This window comes from Brucella grignonensis, assembly GCF_002252505.1.
Classification (GTDB): domain Bacteria; phylum Pseudomonadota; class Alphaproteobacteria; order Rhizobiales; family Rhizobiaceae; genus Brucella; species Brucella grignonensis.
Genome location: NZ_NNRL01000157.1, coordinates 409,287 through 426,618, shown reverse-complemented (window position 1 = coordinate 426,618; position 17,332 = coordinate 409,287). Strand labels below are relative to the sequence as shown.

The window sequence follows — 17,332 nt, the reverse complement described above, 5'->3', positions numbered from 1 at the left end:
ATGGTATGAACATGCGGCTCCGTCAGTTATCCGAACAATTTCTTTCCAAGCCGCGATGCATAGAACTCTCCGACAATACCTCTTCGGAAGAGCAGAACGCACGCCATGAAGATGACGCCGGTGACAATTGTCACGGGGAAATCTGAGGTTGCAAGATAGTTCTGCAGAGCCACCACAAAGGCAGCACCGACGATGGGGCCGATCAGTGTCCCGATGCCACCGAGCAGAGTCATGAGGATCACTTCGCCTGACATTTGCCAGCCCACATCGGTCAGCGTTGCAAACTGGAAGACAAGTGCCTTCATGCCGCCCGCAAGACCTGCAAGCGTTGCCGACATGACGAAGGCGGCAAGCTTATAGTGATTGACGGAATAGCCCAGTGATATGGCACGGTTCTCGTTCTCACGCACGGATTTGAGGATCATGCCAAACGGCGAGTTGATAATACGCCAGATTGCGAAGACCCCGATTACAAACACTGCCAGCACAAAATAATACATGTTCATCGGCTGGTTGAGATCGATGATGCCAAAGAGATAGCCGCGCGGCACGCCCTGCAATCCGTCCTCGCCATGGGTGAAGGCTGCTTGCAGGCAGAAAAAGAAGAACATCTGTGCCAGCGCCAGCGTGATCATCGTCGAATAAATGCCCTGACGACGAATGGCGAGATAACCGATGACGAGGCCAAGCGCTGCAGCGGTTAACATGCCAAGCAGGATGCCAATCTCAGGAGTCACACCCCAAACCTTGACTGCATGGGCCGTCACATAGGCCGCACCGCCAAAGAAGGCTGCATGGCCAAACGACAGAATGCCGGTATAGCCGAGCAGCAGGTTGAAGGCTGAGGCAAACAGTGCAAAGCACAGCATCTTCATCAGGAAGATCGGGTAGACCATGAAGGGCGCCGCGATCAGGCCGGCGATCGCAATAGCCAGGACGACTGCCGAAAGACTGTTGAGGGATGGAGCCTTGGCCTCATGTGGAACAGCCGTTGCTTTAAGAGCGGTATCAGCCATATCAGGCCTCCTTCCCGAACAGTCCGGCGGGTCGCACCAGAAGGACGATAGCCATGATGACGAAGATAACGATGCTGGAAGCCTCCGGATAGAAGACCTTGGTCAGGCCTTCCGCCAGTCCGAGCACATAGCCGGTGATGATAGCGCCCAGAATCGACCCCATGCCGCCGACCACGACCACGGCAAAGACTACGATGATGATGTTGGACCCCATCAGTGGGCTGACCTGATAGATGGGCGCTGCAAGAATACCGGCAAAACCTGCAAGAGCTGCACCCAGAGCATAGGTGAAGGTGAGGAGCAACGGCACATTGATGCCGAAGGCTTTCACAAGGGTCGGATTTTCAGTAGCGGCACGCAAGTAAGCGCCAAGCTTGGTCTTCTCGATCAGCAACCATGTCCCGATGCAGACAATGAGGGAGGCGACGACGACCCAGGCGCGATAGTTGGGCAGGAACATGAAACCGAGATTGCTGCCACCTGCAAGCGATGGCGGGACGGCATATGGCTGACCGGCGGCGCCATAATAATAGCGGAATGTGCCCTCGATCACGAGTGCCAGACCGAATGTGAAGAGCAGGCCATAAAGCGGATCGAGATTATACAACCTCGAAAGCGCTACGCGTTCGATGATCGCGCCGCCGAGGCCTACGATCAGCGGAGCCAGAATAAGGGCTGGCCAATAGCCGATGCCGAGCGTGCTCAACAGCAGATAGCCGACAAAAGCACCGAGCATATATTGTGCACCATGGGCAAAATTGATGATGCGCAGAAGGCCGAAGATGATGGCAAGGCCAAGGCTCAACATGGCATAGAAAGAACCATTGATCAGGCCGACGAGCAACTGCCCGAGAAGCGCCTGCAAAGGGATGCCGAAAATCATTGTCATTGTTTCAGACCCCCAATGCTTCGTTCAGCTCCGCCATGCGGGCAGGTAGCTCAGTGGTTGGGAAGTTTTCCGTTACCACGCCATGATCCATCAGATAGAAGCGATCAGCGACTTTGGCTGCAAAGCGGAAGTTCTGTTCGACCAGAAGCACGGTCATGCCGCGCTTCTTCAGCTCTACCAACACATCGCCGATACGCTGGATAATGACGGGCGCAAGGCCCTCAGTCGGTTCGTCAAGCAGTAGCACCTTGACCCCGGTGCGCAGGATACGGGCAATGGCCAGCATCTGCTGTTCGCCACCCGAAAGTTTGGTGCCGGGGCTGTTGCGGCGCTCGTAGAGATTGGGGAAGAGTTCGTAAATCTCATCGAGCGACATTGCCCCACCACCTTTGGCAACAACCGGTGGAAGCAGCAGATTTTCATGCACGTTGAGCGTTGCAAAGATCCCGCGTTCTTCCGGCACGAAGCCAAGGCCCGACTGGGCAATGCGATGCAATGGCACACGCAGAAGATCTTTGCCGTCAAGTGTGATGGAACCGGTACGCTTGCGAATGATACCCATAATGGCGCGCAGGGTTGTGGTCTTGCCGACGCCATTGCGGCCAATCAGCGTGATTGTTTCGCCGGGCCAGATGTCGAGGTCGACGCCGTGCAGGGCATGGCTTTCGCCATACCAGGCATTAAGCCCGCGCACGGATAGTAAGGGTTGGCCTCTATTCATGTTCGGTTCCCATATAAGCGGTGCGTACGCGCTCGTCCTTTGAGACGTCGGCATAGCTGCCGGAGGCGAGGATTTCGCCGCGTTGCAGCACCGTGACGTGATGAGCGATATCGGCCACCACTTTGAGATTGTGTTCGACCATCAGCACAGCACGGTCTTTGGCCACATCGGTGATGAGGGCGGCGATGATGTGCACGTCCTCGTGCCCCATGCCAGCCAACGGCTCATCAAGGAGCAGCACTTTTGGATCGAGCGCCAGTGTGGTGGCAATTTCAAGCGCACGCTTGCGGCCATAAGACAGATCCGCAGCGAGCGCATGGCGGGCATCAGCCAGACCGACGCGCTCCAGAAGCTCAATCGCTTTTGTGTCAAGCTGATCGAGTGCGGACAACGAACGCCAAAACTGCGTCGCAAGACCGCTGGGGCGTTGCAGGGCGACCTTCACGTTTTCCAGCACTGTCAGATGGGGGAAGGTGGCCGAAATCTGAAATGAGCGCACCAACCCCATGCGTGCGACCTTGGCCGGATCAGTTTTGGTGATATTCTCGCCAAGCAGTGTGATCTCGCCGCTTGTCGACGGGAGAAATTTTGTAAGCAGGTTGAAAACCGTCGTCTTACCTGCGCCGTTAGGGCCGATCAGCGCATGAACCCGCGCATGATCCACATCAAGATCGACATTCTTTACCGCATGAAAGCCGCCAAATGATTTGCCGAGCCCACGCGCCGACAGAACCACTTGGCTTCGCTTTGCCCCGTCCATCGGTCCTGCTTGATGCAGGGCCGCCATATTGCCAGTTGCAGCGTTCATTCAATCAGCCTTTTATACCAAGACGTGACTGCATAATTTCTTAAACTTGAAGCAGTTAAACGTAAAATTATGCAGAAAATTTAAACACTTAGAGCGATCTCCGTGCGCCTGACAGGGCGCACGGTGCTCTAAGGGTTTTGGCGTCACTGCGTGACCAATGGGCAGCCGCTTTCTTCGGGCTTCATGTAGGCCTGATCGCCCGGGATGGTGGCCAGCACTTTGTAGTAATCCCAAGGCGCTTTGCTCTCGTCAGGCTTTTTTACTTCCATCAGATACATGTCATAGATCATGCGCCCGTTAGCGCCGACCTTGCCGTGACGGGCAAAGACATCCTCGACCGGCATTTCATGCAGCTTCTTGGCAACTGCTTCGGTTTCGTCGGTTCCGGCTTCCTTGATCGCCTTCAGATACTGTGTGACGGCGGAATATGTGCCTGCCTGAACCATGTTCGGCATGCGACCCGTACGTTCGAAGAAACGTTTGCCGAATTCGCGCGATTCATCGTCGCGATCCCAGTAGAAACCTTCCGTCAGCGTCAGGCCCTGTGCAGCTTCAAGGCCAAGGCCATGCACTTCGGAAAGCGTGAAGAGCAATGCTGCAAGACGCTGGCCACCTGCCACGATACCAAACTCAGCGGCCTGTTTGATGGCGTTGGATGTATCAAGACCGGCATTGGCAAGGCCGACAACTTTGGCACCTGAAGACTGCGCCTGCAGCAAGAAGGATGAATAATCGGTCGTGCTCAAAGGATGACGAACGGAGCCGAGAACTTTACCGCCTTTTGATTCGACGAATTTCGAAGTCTGTTCTTCCAACGAATAGCCGAAAGCATAGTCAGCGGTCAGGAAGTACCAGGTGTCACCGCCCTGTTCGACGAGCGAACCACCAGTGCCAACAGCAAGGGCATGGGTATCATAAGCCCAATGGAAGCCATAAGGCGAGCATTGCTTGCCGGTCAGCTCCGATGTAGCTGCACCAGTATTGATGGTGATTTTTTTCTTGTCTTTAGAGAGAGCCTGCACTGCCAGACCGACAGAAGAACTGGTCAGTTCCATGATGGAATCAACCTGCTCTGTGTCATACCATTGACGCGCAATGTTCGAAGCCACGTCAGGCTTGTTCTGATGGTCGGCAGTAATGATCTCAATCGGTGCATCGAGCACCTTGCCGCCGAAATCTTCTGCAGCCATTTTTGCAGCCTCAAACGACCACTTACCGCCGAAGTCGGCATAGACGCCGGATTGATCGTTCAGAATGCCGATCTTGACTTTACCGTCCGATATTCCTGCTGCAGATGAAATTGCAGTTGCTGCAAAAAGTGCTGCCGTTGCAAGTGCGAAACGTTTCATTCAGTACTCCTCCCAATAAGTCCATAAACCGCCACGAGAAATCGAGCGGTAACCTCCAGTAAATAGGCCTTTCGGATCGGGTCGATGGCTTTCCTCTAAGCCGTTTCTCCCTCTGCCTCTGCCCGATCTGTTCCTCCGCTCGGGCAATTAATTAGGACGGTAGCATTGACAAATGCGTACACGAACAACAATTTTTGAACACAGTCTGTACGAAAATGCACAGACAGAGTCAGAGAGGGACAGTTGCGCCAATTTACCTGGGATGACCTGCAATATTTTCTGGCCGTTGCGCGGACAGGTCAGCTTTCGACAGCGGCCAGACAATTGCGGACAAGCCATGTCACGGTTCTGCGCCGGATTGATCGACTGGAGCAGTCGCTGGCGACCAAACTCTTTGAGAGAAACCCGCGTGGCTATCTTTTGACGCCCGTCGGTGAGCGGCTTGTCGAGTCGGCGGAGGTCATGGAACGTGAGGCCATGAAATTCCGAACAGAGGCGACCGGCAATCTTTCTGCGCTCTCGGGCGTGGTGCGGCTTTCCACACTTGAGGGCTTCGGTAACTTCTTTTTGGCCGACCGTCTGCCGGTGCTGGCACAATCCTATCCCAGCCTTTCAGTCGAAGTGGTCACGATCCAGCAAATCATGTCACTCTCGCGTCGTGAGGCAGAATTATCCATTACACTGCATATGCCGCGTACCGGCCCCTATCATAGTGAACGACTTACACCATATCGATTGTTCATCTATGGACACCGTGATTATCTGAACGCTCATCCGCCGATCAAGTCACGTGAAGATCTGACGAGGCATCCTTTCATTGGCTATATCGATGATATGGTATTCACACCCGGTCTCGATTACATGCGCGAGATATTGCCCGGGCAGCGCTGCAGTTATCAAAGTTCCAGTATTCACGCGCAGCTGACAGCGACGCTGACGGGTTATGGGCTTTGTGTTCTGCCTTATTATATTGCCAGCCTGCACTCAGAACTGGTGCCAGTACTACCTAAAGAAATGCATCTTGAACGCGAATATTGGATGAGTTGCCATGTTGATGTCATGGCCGCGCCGCGTATCAGGGTGATCAGCGATTTTATGCTTGGCGCGGTGCGCGAGGCCTCAGCAAGCTTTCTGGGTGAGGAGCTTCTTGGATCCTGATTGTAAGTTTAGATCAGTCCGCCGCCAAAGGCGTAGATGCAGGTTATGACAAGTGCGCTGAAGCCAAAGCCAATAATGAATAGATTAAGTGTTCGCATTTTTATCCTCCCATTTACAACCCGGGCGGGTTATCTGCGACTTACACGGGAATGTCTACCCTAAATTGTATTTGGCTCAACTAAAGTTGTATTGTTCGGATCTGAGGCGATTTCACGCGTGACTTCGCGGTAAAATATCGCAATTTTAGGGGGATTCTCTAAAATTAAAATTGACTGAATTGACATCAAACAGGGAGTGCCGGGTTTTCACGAGAGCGAAAACCCGATTTGAAGCAGAAAGTAAACAGAACCGTTAAACCGGCTCCACTTTTGGGAGACATGCTCTCAACTATTGAATCTACGCATCGGCCCTAAAATCGATTACGATTTTAGGGCCGATGCGCTAGCGCTGTTTTGCCAGTCCCTGTTCACGCATTTGGCTCAGTGTCATTTTGGGTGAAAGTGCTTCCGGATCGATGCGGATTTCGATGAGAGCTGGTTTGCCAGATTGCTCGCAGCGCTGGAATGCGCCTGCAAAGTCAGCTGTCTTTTCTACCGTTTCGCCGTGCAGTCCATAGGCGCGGGCAAGCGCTGCAAAGTCGGGATTTGCGAGGCCTGTGCCTGAAACGCGACCCGGATAAGTGCGTTCCTGATGCATACGGATCGTGCCATACATGCCGTTATTCACGACAATGAAAATCGCATTGGCACCGTACTGCGCGGCGGTGGCAAGTTCCTGACCATTCATCAGAAAACAGCCGTCACCGGCGAATGCGACAACGGTTCTTTCGGGTGCAGTCAGCTTGGCCGCAACTGCTGCCGGCACGCCATAACCCATGGAGCCGTTGGTCGGAGCCAGCTGGCTGCGATAACTGCGATATTGAAAGAAGCGATGCGGCCATGCCGAATAATTGCCGGCACCATTGGTGATGATGGTGTCTTTTGGCAGGCGATCGCGCAACCATTCCATAATCTCACCCATCTGAACAGTGCCGGGAATTGTCGGCGTTTTCAGATTGTCGCGATAATCGGCATTCGCGCTTTCCGCCCATGACTTCCAGCCTGGGTTGCTGATTGGAGAAAGTTTTGCTGCCGCCTTTGTGAAAGCGGGCATGCTGGCATTGATCGGAATATCTGCATGATAGACGCGACCAAGCTCTTCAGCTCCCGAATGGACGTGGATGAGCTTTTGCTTTGGGACCGGAATGTTGACCAGCTCATAGCCTTGCGTGGTCATTTCACCAAGGCGCGCGCCCACGACCAGCAAAAGGTCCGAGTCTTTGACGCGGGCGGCGAGTTTCGGGCTGATCGATGTGCCCATTTCGCCCGCATAGAGCGGGTGGGTATTGTCGAACATATCCTGACAGCGGAAAGACGCAGCTACCGGCAAGGACATGTTTTCTGCAAATCTTTGCAGGTCGTGGACGGCTTGCGCATTCCAACCACCGCCACCAACGATCATTAATGGCCGCTCGGCTTTTTCGAGAAGCGATCTCATGTCCTGTAACTGATCGCTTCCCGGATGCATCTCGACATGCTTGTAAGCCGGTGCATCACTGACAGTTGCGTGCGATGTCAGCATATCTTCGGGAAGGGCGATGACGACAGGACCGGGGCGTCCATTGACTGCACGGTGGAAAGCTTGGCTGACTAGTTCCGGGATGCGGGCGGCATCATCGATCTGCACTACCCATTTGGCCATCTGACCGAACATGCGGCGATAATCAACTTCCTGAAATGCCTCGCGTTCCACCTGATCGCTTGCCACCTGTCCGATGAACAGAAGCATCGGCGTGGAATCCTGAAAGGCTGTATGAACGCCGACGGAGGCATTGGTTGCGCCGGGGCCGCGCGTGACAAAGCAGATGCCGGGTTTTCCGGTTAGCTTGCCGTATGCATCAGCCATATAGGCTGCCCCACCTTCCTGGCGGCAGACGATGAGGTCAATCTCGTCGCTGACATCGTGAAAGGCATCGAGGGCTGCAAGATAGCTTTCGCCGGGCACGCAGAAAACGCGGTCGACGCCGTGAATGCCGAGCGCATCCACCAATATCTGACCGCCGGTCCGCATGTTGCTGTTGGTTGTGGATTTGTGCATTTCCCTACTCTCAAAATGTCTGAAAGACTTTGGCGCATATGCGCTCTATTTCGGAGGCATACGCAGCGCACCATCGAGCCTTATGGTTTCGCCGTTGAGCATGCTGTTTTCGATAATATGCAGTGCGAGGGCCGCATATTCGTCTGGTCGACCCAGACGTGGGGGGAAAGGAACCAGCTTCCCAAGCGCATCCTGTGCGGGTTGCGGCAGGCCTTTGAGCATTGGGGTTTCAAAAATACCGGGTGCGATGGCGCAAACCCTAATGCCAAGCGGTGCCAGTTCACGCGCAGCCGGTAGTGTCAGGCCCACGACACCGCCTTTGGATGCAGCATAAGCTGTCTGACCAATCTGACCGTCAAAAGCCGCAACAGAGGCGGTGTTGATGACAACGCCGCGCTCGCCGGTTGGCAGGGCGTCATTCTTGGATGCGATATCTGCAAACAGCCGCAACAGATTGAACGAGCCGATGAGGTTGATTTCAACAGCACGGCGGAAATCATCGAGCGGCATCACGCTGCCGTCGCGAGCCAGCATTTTCTTTGCCGGGGCAACGCCTGCACAATTCACCAGAATATATGGTGTTCCAAGCTTTTCGCTGATGATCTGAAATGCCGCTTCCGCACTTGCTGCATCCGAGACGTCGCATTGAATGGCGATGCCGCCAATCTCAGAAGCGACCGTATTGGCACCATCGATGTTGAAGTCGAGGAGTGCAATTTTTGCGCCTTTGGCAGCCAATGCCCGCGCGGTTGCGGCGCCAAGACCCGATGCACCACCGCTGACGATGGCGATTTTTCCTTCAATATCCATAATGCCCCCTCAGATTGTCTCAACTGCAATGGCAGTTGCTTCGCCGCCACCGATACAGACTGAAGCCATGCCACGCTTAAGATCGTTCTGCTTCATGGCGTGAAGCAGCGTGACGATGATGCGTGCGCCAGAGCAGCCAATCGGATGGCCCATAGCGCAGGCACCGCCATGGATATTCACCTTGTCGGCGGGAAGGTCGAGTTCCTGCATTGCAGCCATAACAACAACAGCGAAAGCTTCATTGATTTCAAACAAATCAACCTCGCGCGCATTCCAGCCGGTTTTGTTGAAGAGTTTCTTCATCGCAAAAATTGGTGCGGTGGTGAACAAAGCGGGCTGCTGTGCGTGGCTTGCGTGACCACGAATAATGGCGAGCGGTTCAGCTCCGAGTTTTTCAGCTTTGGACAGGCGCATCAGGGTGAGGGATGCCGCACCATCTGAAATCGATGAGGAATTGGCAGCTGTAACCGTGCCGCCTTCGCGGAAGGCCGGCTTGAGGTTTGGTATTTTTTCAGGCTTGGCGCGGGTTGGCTGCTCATCGCGATCAAGCTCTGCAACACCGATCAGTTCATTTGCGAAATAGCCTGCCTCGGTGGCTTTGAGCGCGCGCGCGAGTGAGCGTAATGCGAATTCGTCCTGCTGCTGACGCGTGAACTGGTAATGGTCTGCGGTTTCTTCCGCGAATGTTCCCATGGCGCGGCCTTTGTCATAGGCGTCTTCAAGACCGTCGAGGAACATGTGATCGTAGATTTTGCCATGGCCCATGCGATAGCCGCCACGCGCCTTTTCAAGCAGATATGGCGCATTGGTCATGCTTTCCATCCCGCCTGCAACCACAACTTCCGCACTTCCTGCTGAAATGAGATCGGCACCCAGCATGACGGTCTTCATGCCTGAACCGCAGACCTTGTTGATGGTCGAACAGGGCACAGTCTGAGGGAGACCGGAATGAATTGCGGCCTGACGTCCGGGTGCCTGTCCCAGCCCTGCGGGCAATACGCAGCCCATAAGCACTTCGTCAATTTGATCCGGGTTGAGCTTGGCGCGGCTGACTGCTTCCTTGATCGTAACAGCGCCCAGGGCTGTTGCACTCTCTCCCTTAAGCGCTCCCTGAAAACTTCCGATCGGTGTTCGTACCGCACTGGCAATAACGATCGGATCTTTTGTTTCTGACATTTGTTTCCTCCTCACAAACGCATTAGAGATAACAGCATAGTGGACGGTATGAATACAGCTTAAACATGATGAGCAACGCTCATGAACTCATGTCGGGGAGGTATGGAGAAAATGAGTCAGAAAAATTCAGGCAAAATCCGTGTGGGTATTGGCGGTTGGGCTTTTGAGGAATGGGATCAGAGTTTTTATCCGGAAAAGCTCTCCAAAAAGCGCCAGCTCGAATACGCTTCAAGCAAGCTGACCTCCATCGAAATCAACAGCACCTATTACGGCCCCCAGAAGCCGACGACTTTCGCCAAGTGGCATGATGAGACGCCTGAAGGTTTTGTCTTCTCATTGAAAGCGCCGCGCTTTTCGACCAATCGACGGGTTCTGGCTGAAGCAGGCGAGGGCATCGAGAAATTCATAACTGGCGGTCTTCTTGAGCTGAAAGACAAGCTCGGCGTCATAAACTGGCAGTTCATGGGCACGAAGAAATTCGATTTAGCCGACTTTGAAGCTTTCCTCAAGCTTCTGCCAAAACGTGTCGATGGGCGCGATCTGCGCCATGCTGTCGAAGTGCGTCACGACAGTTTCAACTCGCCAGATTTCATTGCACTGCTGCGGGAATATGGCGTGGCGGTTGTAATTGCGGGTGACAGCAAATTTGTCGAAATTGCCGACATGACAGCGCCTTTCGCCTATCTGCGCGTCATGGGTACGCAGGAAGACAAGAAGCTCGGTTACAGTGAAGCCGCACTTGATCATTGGGCAGAGCGAGCCAGGGCAATTGCGGTAGGACATGTACCCGACAGTCTTAAAACAATTAAGCCGCCAACGCCCGATAATGTGGCCCGCGATGTCTATCTCTATGTCATCAGCGGCCATAAGGCGCATAATCCGCACGCGGCTATGGCCTTGATAGATCGGGTAAAATGATGGTTCTTGTCACGCATTGATTTTTTTGTGAGTCTTGAGTCGATCATGTCCAAGTTTGATACGTCCGCCCTTGAAGCCTTTGTTCGTCACATTCCCCAAAATTACAAAGGTCCGGGCGGCGTTGTTGCCGTCGTCAAGGATGGTGAGGTTGTTCTGCGACACGCTTGGGGCTTTGCCGATCTTGCTACGCGGCAGGTGATGACCGCAGAAACGCGGATGCCGATTTGCTCAATCAGCAAGCAATTCACTTGTGGCGTGTTGCTTGACGCTGTTGGTGAACCGGAATTGCTGGACGATGCTTTGGCAGCCTATCTCGACAAGTTCGAAGAAGAGCGCCCGAGCACTCGTGATCTTTGCAACAACCAGTCAGGTTTGCGCGATTATTGGGCACTGACGGTTTTGTGCGGTGCGGATCCTGAAGCCGTGTTTTTGCCTGAACATGCGCAGAGCCTGCTGCGACGATTGAAAACCACGCATTTTGAACCGGGCTCGCACTATTCCTACTGCAACGGCAATTTCCGTATTCTGGCGGACCTCATCGAAGCCCATACCGGACGCACGTTGATCGAACTTTTGTCCGAACGCATTTTCAAGCCTGCGGGCATGAAGACAGCCGAATTGATCCCGGATACAGCACTCTTCAATGAATGCACCGGATATGAGGGTGATACTGTGCGTGGCTTCCTGCCCGCGACTAATCGCCTTCACTGGATGGGGGACGCTGGTATCTGCGCGTCCCTTGATGACATGATCGCCTGGGAGCAATTTATCGATGCAACGCGGCGCGATGAGACCGGCTTGTATCGCCGTTTGAGTGGGCCGCAAACATTCATCGATGGTGCGAATGCGCCTTATGGCTTCGGTCTCAAATTTGAGGAAACAGGTGGTAAGAGGCTGACTGGCCATGGCGGCGCTCTTCGCGGTTGGCGTTGTCAGCGCTGGCATTGTGCTGATGAGCGGTTATCGACGATTGCCATGTTCAACTTTGAAGGCGGGGCTTCCGACGTTGCTTTCAAATTGATGAATATCGCTTTGGGTGTTTCACCTTCTGAATCGCAGCGCGTGGAAGCAGATGCAGTCTGGTTCGGTTTATGGTTGTGTGAGGACACAGGCCTCGTTCTGAGCCTTGAAGATGCTGGACGCGGTCGCTTGAAGGCACGTTTTGGCACAGGACCGGAAATGATGGATGTGGTGAGCGCGAACGAAGCGCGTTCGTCCATGACAACGATCCGGCGCGATGGCGATGTGATTGCGCTTGCTCGTGAAGACGAAAATCTCTGCCTGACGATGGATCGCATCGAGGGCGAGGCCAGGCAGGACATCATTGGCCGCTATCACAGTGACGAGCTCAATGCCGATCTTTTGCTCGTTTCTGAAGGTGGCGCGATCTATGGTGCTTTCGAAGGTTTCCTTGGCAAGAGCGATATGTATCCACTTTATAGTGCTGGCGCGGATGTCTGGCTGTTGCCGGTGCAACGCTCACTGGATGCGCCGTCGCCCGGTGAATGGAAACTTGTTTTCCGTCGCGACGACAGGGAGGCGATAACAGATGTGAGTGTCGGCTGCTGGCTTGCACGCGGTGTCGAATACAGGAGAGTTCAGCCATGAGTGAGTTGAAGGTTAGAACCCGTGAAACCGGTGCAGTTGCGGACATGCCGCATGGCAAGCTTCCAACGATTACAACGCCGACAGGCGGCACGGTGGAGCTTGTAACGAGCGTCAGTCAGGCGGGTTTTAATCCGCTTGACCTGATCTATGCATCCGTTGCTGCCTGCATGGCGCTGAGTGCGCGCATTGCTGCCACCAAACTCGAATTGCGTGAGAAACTCACGGATGTTCGGGTGGAAGTGAAGGGTGATAAGGCGCATGAAGGCCCATCGCGCATCGAGCGATTCGATATAACATTCCATTTTGATGGCGACCTGACCGAAGACGAAAAACATCGTCTTGCGGAGATGGCCGAGGAAATATGCACCGTCAGCAATACGTTACGCGGCGATCCGAAGTTTGATCTGAAGGTTTCGTAACAAGCCGATTATATCGCAACGCGGATGCGCTCGACGCCAAGAGTGATGACACTTTCCATTGCGGCACGAGCTTTCTGACGATCGCGTGATGCGATGGCATGGGCGATACGCAGATGATTAGCAGCGCATTCCGCGATGCCTTCAGGGGAGGTTGCTGGTGAGGATAGCTGGAATGAGATGGCGAGCGCTGCTTCGATCAAGCCGCTGACCGAGCGCATGAATGGGTTGCCAGACATACGCGCAATGGCCAGATGAAACTCGAGATCGACCTTGGCAATCGATTCCGGTGTATGCGCGGGATCATCGAATTTTGCAGCCAAGGCATAGAGTTCAATGAGTTCATCGCTCGTTGCCCGTTCGGCTGCTGCAGCGGCAGCTGCGGGCTCGAGCGCCATACGCATTTCTGCGAGGTGATCGACAAAGACTTCATCAAAACCCGCCTCAAAGCGCCATGTCAGCACATCGGGATCAAAGAAGTTCCAGCTTGCGCGACCTAGAACGCGGGTGCCGACCTTAGCTTTGGCTTCAATGAGACGTTTTGCGGCAAGGGTCTTCATCGCTTCACGCAGAACAGTGCGGGAAACGCCAAAACGCAACGAGAGTTCGTTATCGCCCGGCAGGATCGAGCCTTCGGGGATGGTACCTGCCACGATGCCACGACCAAGCTCGCCCACGACAACTGAGTGGCTGTTATGGCGTTTACGCCCCGTTATAGCCGTTTCCAGCAATCCCAATTCAGGCCTCCTTCATACGTTGGCGAGCTAGCCTCAAATCCGCAAACCAGACAAGTCCCCGCTGTAGCGCAATGAACAGGAACAGCAATATACCGATTGCGATTTTCGTCCACCAGGAAGACAGCGTGCCGTCGAAAACAATATAGGTCTGTATCAGACCTTGGATCAGAATGCCGACAAAAGTGCCCGCCACAAGTCCTGCGCCGCCGGTTAGAAGTGTTCCACCGATAACCACCGAAGCAATGGCATCAAGTTCTACGCCGACGGTTGCCAGCGAATAGCCAGAAGAAGTGTAGAGCGTATAGACAATGCCAGCGAGACCCGAAAGCACACCGGACATCGTATAGATGCCGATTGTTGTGCGACCGACGGGTACGCCCATCAGTTCTGCTGATTGCTGATTGCCGCCAAGTGCATAAATATTAGCACCAAAGCGAGTGCGATGCGCGATAATACCGCCGATGATAAAGACGGCCAGCATCACCATTGCGATAAACGTCAGTCTGCCGCCGCCTGGAAGTCGGAAATAAAGCCCCTGAAGCGTATCGAGGAATGGGTGTGAGATCGGCACGGATTGTGTCGAGATGAGGAAGGCCGCGCCGCGTGCCAAAAACATGCCTGCCAGCGTTGCCACGAATGGCGGGATTCCGAGGTAATGGATCATCATGCCCATCCACGCGCCAAAAAGAGCGGCAAGCACCAGAACAAGGCCGAAGGCCACAAGAGGATGTACGCCTAGCTGACCGACAAGGACCGCCACAAAAACGCTGGTGAAAGCGATAACCGATCCAACGGACAGGTCGATCCCACCGGAGATGATAACAAAAGTCATCCCAACCGCAGCAATGCCGAGAAAGGCGTTATCTGTCAGCAGATTTCCAATGACCCGCGTTGAAAGCATGTTTGGAAACTGGATGACACAGATCGCATAGGCGAGCAGAAAAATGCCGACTGTGGTCAGAAATGGAAGATTGCGAAGCACTCTCATTATTGTGCTCCCTGCTGGTTGTGATGTGTCGCTTTGGCGGTATTGTCTTTGCGTTCAGAACGCAGGAAAGCGATCAGGTTGACAATCGCCGGTGACTGGAATGTCAGCACGACAATGATGATGCCCGCCTTGATGATCAGGTTGAATTCCGGGGGGAAACCCGCCATCAGAATGCCGGTATTGATCGACTGGATGATGAGCGCGCCAAGCAGCGAGGCCATGATCGAGAAACGCCCGCCATTCAATGATGTGCCGCCAATAACGACAGCGAGAATGGCGTCGAGTTCAAGCCAGAGGCCTGCATTGTTGGCATCCGCACCGCGAATATCAGCAGTGGCGATCAAGCCTGCGAGTGCCGCACCGACACCTGAAACAGCATAGACGCTGAATAGAAGAAAACGCGCTTTTACTCCGGCGAGCATGGCTGCGCGGCGATTGATGCCGGTTGCCTCGATAAGAAATCCGAGTGCACTTGAACGCACTGCGATACCGACGACGATGCCAGCAAGTAGCCAGATCAGCACTGGAATGGGGATACCAAGCAGCGAGCCTGAACCAAGCGCCGCGAAAGAATCACTATTGAAGGTGAGGATCGCACCTTCGGTGATGAGCTGAGCAATGCCGCGTCCTGCAACCATCAGAATGAGTGTCGCGATGATCGGTTGAATGTCGAAGACCGCAACCAGAAAACCGTTCCACAACCCACATAGAAGGCCAACGCCGAGTGCTACGGGAATGACAATTGCGAGCGGATAGCCAGAGACAACGAGTGAAGCGGCGCAGGCGCCGCTTATCGCCATCACTGCGCCCACGGATAGATCAATGCCACGCGTGGCGATCACCAGTGTCATGCCGATTGCGAGAATGGCAACAGGCGCTGCGCGTACCAGAATATCGATCAGGCTTCCATAGAGGCGCCCATTTTGAAATGAAATATCCAGAAATCCCGGCGAAATGATTGTGTTTATGGCAAGAATCACCGTAAGGGCCGCAAGCTGGGGCGCTAGTCTTTTGAGTTTTTTGAGCAGGCGAGCGATCATGCTGCAGCTTCCTTTTCGCTCACATGACCGGTCTCGGCAATCGCGCGAACGATATTGTCGGCGGTGATTTCTTCGCCTTTAAGTTCTGCGACATGGCGCCGGTCGGAAAGCACGATGACACGATTGGCGACGGCAGCCAGTTCTTCAAACTCCGAAGAAATGATGACGAGCGACATGCCTTCAGTACAGAGTTCGCCAATCAGCTTCAGAATTTCCGCATGTGCGCCGATGTCGATGCCGCGCGTCGGCTCATCGAGGATCAACAGGCGTGGATCGGTTGCGAGCCAGCGCGCCAGAATGGCTTTCTGCTGGTTGCCGCCGGACAAAAATTTGATCGGCTTGTTGGGGTCAGGCGGTCGGATATCGAGTGCCTTGATATAGCGCTGGGCGAGGGCATCTTTTTCACGGGAGGAGATTGGCTTTGACCAGCCACGCTTTGCTTGTATGGCGAGCGCAATATTCTCCGCCACAGAAAAATCGCCGATGATGCCATCCGTTTTGCGCTCTTCAGGGCAAAATGCAAAGCGTTCAGCGATGGCTGCCACGGGTGTGGGCAGTTTTGTGTCTTGGCCGTCCACCGTCAGTCCGCCGCTGTCGGCTTGATCGACGCCGAACATCAGAAGCGCGGTTTCGGTGCGCCCAGAACCGAGCAATCCGGCAATTCCGACCGCTTCGCCCGGTTTGATTGCAAGATCGAAAGGCGCAATGCTACCCTTTTTGCCAAAATCCGAAAAACGAATGGGCGCAGTCGTGTCATCGTTCATTTCTTCGGTGAGTTGTCGGCGCACGGTCTCTTGCAGCTGATGACCGAGCATCATGGAAATGAGATCGGTGCGCGGCAATTCCGACAGGTTGCGGCTGCCAACAAGCTGTCCGTTGCGCAATACGGTGGCACAATCAGCGATAGCATAGACCTGATCCAGAAAATGGGTGATGACGATGATGCCGAGGCCTTCGGCTTTCAATTGCCGCAACACACCGAACAGCATCTCGACTTCACGTGCGTCGAGGCTGGCGGTGGGTTCATCGAGTACCAGAACCTTGCCGGAAAGATCGACTGCGCGGGCAATGGCGATGATCTGGCGTATGGCGACAGAATAGGCTGAAAGCGGCGCACTGACATCAATCGTCAGGCCGTAGCGTGCGAGAAGCGCACTTGAATCCCGTTCCATCTGGCGGCGATCGACAAAGCCGAACCGGCTTGGCTGGCGACCGAGGAAAAGGTTTTCGGCGACCGTCAGATTTTCGAGAAGATTGACTTCCTGATAGACCGTGCCAATGCCAAGTTTTTGCGCATCGGTAACTGAGGCTGGTGCAATCGGTTGCCCTTTGAGCAGGATCGCACCGTCAAAATTATGATAAGCGCCGGTCAATATCTTGATCAGGGTTGACTTGCCTGCGCCGTTTTCGCCAAGCAAAGCGTGGATTTCGCCTTTCGCGAGGGCAAAGTCGACATGATCGAGCGCTGTGACGCCGAAAAATGATTTCGTTATTCCACGAGCTTCAAGCAGCGGTGTCGCCAGTGCCGACGCTGCCTTGGTATCAGAGCGAGCCATGTTGTT

General features: G+C 54.3%; 16 protein-coding genes. 4 read left to right on the top strand and 12 right to left on the bottom strand.

Annotation, left to right across the window (positions count from 1 at the left end):
* Positions 1-26: 26 nt before the first annotated feature.
* The 5 genes from CEV33_RS09185 to CEV33_RS09165 form a co-directional block, all read right to left on the bottom strand.
* Complete coding sequence (locus CEV33_RS09185; RefSeq protein WP_094540181.1) at positions 27-1,016, bottom strand: branched-chain amino acid ABC transporter permease; 990 nt, start codon at positions 1,014-1,016, stop codon at positions 27-29.
* 1 nt (position 1,017) lies between these two features.
* On the bottom strand, positions 1,018-1,905 hold the full coding sequence (locus CEV33_RS09180) for a branched-chain amino acid ABC transporter permease (protein WP_024899297.1): 888 nt from the start codon (positions 1,903-1,905) through the stop codon (positions 1,018-1,020).
* A 4-nt stretch (positions 1,906-1,909) separates the two neighbouring features.
* Entirely contained in the window at positions 1,910-2,626 is a 717-nt protein-coding gene (locus tag CEV33_RS09175; protein ID WP_094540180.1) for an ABC transporter ATP-binding protein, read from the bottom strand.
* Positions 2,619-3,434, bottom strand: a complete 816-nt coding sequence (locus tag CEV33_RS09170; RefSeq protein ID WP_167388139.1) for an ABC transporter ATP-binding protein — start codon at positions 3,432-3,434, stop codon at positions 2,619-2,621. The genes CEV33_RS09175 and CEV33_RS09170 overlap by 8 nt, the downstream gene beginning before the upstream one ends.
* Before the next feature lie 143 nt (positions 3,435-3,577).
* Complete coding sequence (locus CEV33_RS09165; RefSeq protein ID WP_094540179.1) at positions 3,578-4,783, bottom strand: ABC transporter substrate-binding protein; 1,206 nt, start codon at positions 4,781-4,783, stop codon at positions 3,578-3,580.
* A gap of 243 nt (positions 4,784-5,026) precedes the next feature.
* Here CEV33_RS09165 and CEV33_RS09160 point away from each other — a divergent pair, with 243 nt between their 5' ends.
* Positions 5,027-5,941, top strand: coding sequence for a LysR family transcriptional regulator (locus CEV33_RS09160; protein ID WP_094540178.1), 915 nt, complete (start codon positions 5,027-5,029; stop codon positions 5,939-5,941).
* Positions 5,942-6,382: 441 nt separating this feature from the next.
* Here CEV33_RS09160 and CEV33_RS09155 read toward each other — a convergent pair whose 3' ends face one another.
* From CEV33_RS09155 to CEV33_RS09145, 3 genes are read right to left on the bottom strand one after another with little or no spacing between them, the layout of a single operon-like run.
* Positions 6,383-8,077, bottom strand: coding sequence for a thiamine pyrophosphate-binding protein (locus CEV33_RS09155; protein WP_094540177.1), 1,695 nt, complete (start codon positions 8,075-8,077; stop codon positions 6,383-6,385).
* A gap of 45 nt (positions 8,078-8,122) precedes the next feature.
* The gene (locus CEV33_RS09150; protein WP_094540176.1) at positions 8,123-8,887 is read right to left on the bottom strand and encodes an SDR family NAD(P)-dependent oxidoreductase; all 765 of its coding nucleotides are present in this window, start codon (positions 8,885-8,887) and stop codon (positions 8,123-8,125) included.
* Positions 8,888-8,896: 9 nt separating this feature from the next.
* On the bottom strand, positions 8,897-10,063 hold the full coding sequence (locus CEV33_RS09145; protein WP_094540175.1) for an acetyl-CoA C-acyltransferase: 1,167 nt from the start codon (positions 10,061-10,063) through the stop codon (positions 8,897-8,899).
* A gap of 111 nt (positions 10,064-10,174) precedes the next feature.
* On the opposite strand from CEV33_RS09145, the gene CEV33_RS09140 reads away from it, so the two are divergent.
* Genes CEV33_RS09140 through CEV33_RS09130 form a run of 3 tightly spaced genes read left to right on the top strand, consistent with a single transcriptional unit; the run spans position 10,175 to position 13,008 of the window.
* The gene (locus CEV33_RS09140; RefSeq protein WP_094540174.1) at positions 10,175-10,981 is read left to right on the top strand and encodes a DUF72 domain-containing protein; all 807 of its coding nucleotides are present in this window, start codon (positions 10,175-10,177) and stop codon (positions 10,979-10,981) included.
* Between the two features lie 45 nt (positions 10,982-11,026).
* Entirely contained in the window at positions 11,027-12,589 is a 1,563-nt protein-coding gene (locus CEV33_RS09135) for a D-aminopeptidase (protein ID WP_094540173.1), read from the top strand.
* Positions 12,586-13,008 carry an OsmC family protein gene (locus tag CEV33_RS09130; protein WP_024899307.1) on the top strand — a complete coding sequence of 141 codons (423 nt, stop codon included), beginning with the start codon at positions 12,586-12,588 and terminating at the stop codon, positions 13,006-13,008. The genes CEV33_RS09135 and CEV33_RS09130 overlap by 4 nt, the downstream gene beginning before the upstream one ends.
* A gap of 8 nt (positions 13,009-13,016) precedes the next feature.
* On the opposite strand, the gene CEV33_RS09125 is transcribed toward CEV33_RS09130, so the two are convergent.
* Genes CEV33_RS09125 through CEV33_RS09110 form a run of 4 tightly spaced genes read right to left on the bottom strand, consistent with a single transcriptional unit; the run spans position 13,017 to position 17,326 of the window.
* Positions 13,017-13,742, bottom strand: coding sequence for a FadR/GntR family transcriptional regulator (locus tag CEV33_RS09125; protein ID WP_094540172.1), 726 nt, complete (start codon positions 13,740-13,742; stop codon positions 13,017-13,019).
* A gap of 1 nt (position 13,743) precedes the next feature.
* Entirely contained in the window at positions 13,744-14,730 is a 987-nt protein-coding gene (gene yjfF / locus CEV33_RS09120; protein ID WP_024899309.1) for a galactofuranose ABC transporter, permease protein YjfF, read from the bottom strand.
* Positions 14,730-15,770, bottom strand: coding sequence for an ABC transporter permease (locus tag CEV33_RS09115; protein WP_094540171.1), 1,041 nt, complete (start codon positions 15,768-15,770; stop codon positions 14,730-14,732). The genes yjfF and CEV33_RS09115 overlap by 1 nt, the downstream gene beginning before the upstream one ends.
* Positions 15,767-17,326: a sugar ABC transporter ATP-binding protein gene (locus CEV33_RS09110; protein ID WP_094540170.1), complete on the bottom strand. Its 1,560-nt coding sequence runs from the start codon at positions 17,324-17,326 to the stop codon at positions 15,767-15,769. The genes CEV33_RS09115 and CEV33_RS09110 overlap by 4 nt, the downstream gene beginning before the upstream one ends.
* Positions 17,327-17,332 lie beyond the last annotated feature (6 nt).

What these genes read in the sequence shown, in the direction of transcription:
- CEV33_RS09185 (WP_094540181.1), bottom strand. Translation starts at nt 1,016, where the DNA reads ATGGCTGATACCGCTCTTAAAGCAACGGCTGTTCCACATGAGGCCAAG.
- CEV33_RS09180 (WP_024899297.1), bottom strand. Translation starts at nt 1,905, where the DNA reads ATGACAATGATTTTCGGCATCCCTTTGCAGGCGCTTCTCGGGCAGTTG.
- CEV33_RS09175 (WP_094540180.1), bottom strand. Translation starts at nt 2,626, where the DNA reads ATGAATAGAGGCCAACCCTTACTATCCGTGCGCGGGCTTAATGCCTGG.
- CEV33_RS09170 (WP_167388139.1), bottom strand. Translation starts at nt 3,434, where the DNA reads ATGAACGCTGCAACTGGCAATATGGCGGCCCTGCATCAAGCAGGACCG.
- CEV33_RS09165 (WP_094540179.1), bottom strand. Translation starts at nt 4,783, where the DNA reads ATGAAACGTTTCGCACTTGCAACGGCAGCACTTTTTGCAGCAACTGCA.
- CEV33_RS09155 (WP_094540177.1), bottom strand. Translation starts at nt 8,077, where the DNA reads ATGCACAAATCCACAACCAACAGCAACATGCGGACCGGCGGTCAGATA.
- CEV33_RS09150 (WP_094540176.1), bottom strand. Translation starts at nt 8,887, where the DNA reads ATGGATATTGAAGGAAAAATCGCCATCGTCAGCGGTGGTGCATCGGGT.
- CEV33_RS09145 (WP_094540175.1), bottom strand. Translation starts at nt 10,063, where the DNA reads ATGTCAGAAACAAAAGATCCGATCGTTATTGCCAGTGCGGTACGAACA.
- CEV33_RS09140 (WP_094540174.1), top strand. Translation starts at nt 10,175, where the DNA reads ATGAGTCAGAAAAATTCAGGCAAAATCCGTGTGGGTATTGGCGGTTGG.
- CEV33_RS09135 (WP_094540173.1), top strand. Translation starts at nt 11,027, where the DNA reads ATGTCCAAGTTTGATACGTCCGCCCTTGAAGCCTTTGTTCGTCACATT.
- CEV33_RS09130 (WP_024899307.1), top strand. Translation starts at nt 12,586, where the DNA reads ATGAGTGAGTTGAAGGTTAGAACCCGTGAAACCGGTGCAGTTGCGGAC.
- yjfF (WP_024899309.1), bottom strand. Translation starts at nt 14,730, where the DNA reads ATGAGAGTGCTTCGCAATCTTCCATTTCTGACCACAGTCGGCATTTTT.
- CEV33_RS09115 (WP_094540171.1), bottom strand. Translation starts at nt 15,770, where the DNA reads ATGATCGCTCGCCTGCTCAAAAAACTCAAAAGACTAGCGCCCCAGCTT.
- CEV33_RS09110 (WP_094540170.1), bottom strand. Translation starts at nt 17,326, where the DNA reads ATGGCTCGCTCTGATACCAAGGCAGCGTCGGCACTGGCGACACCGCTG.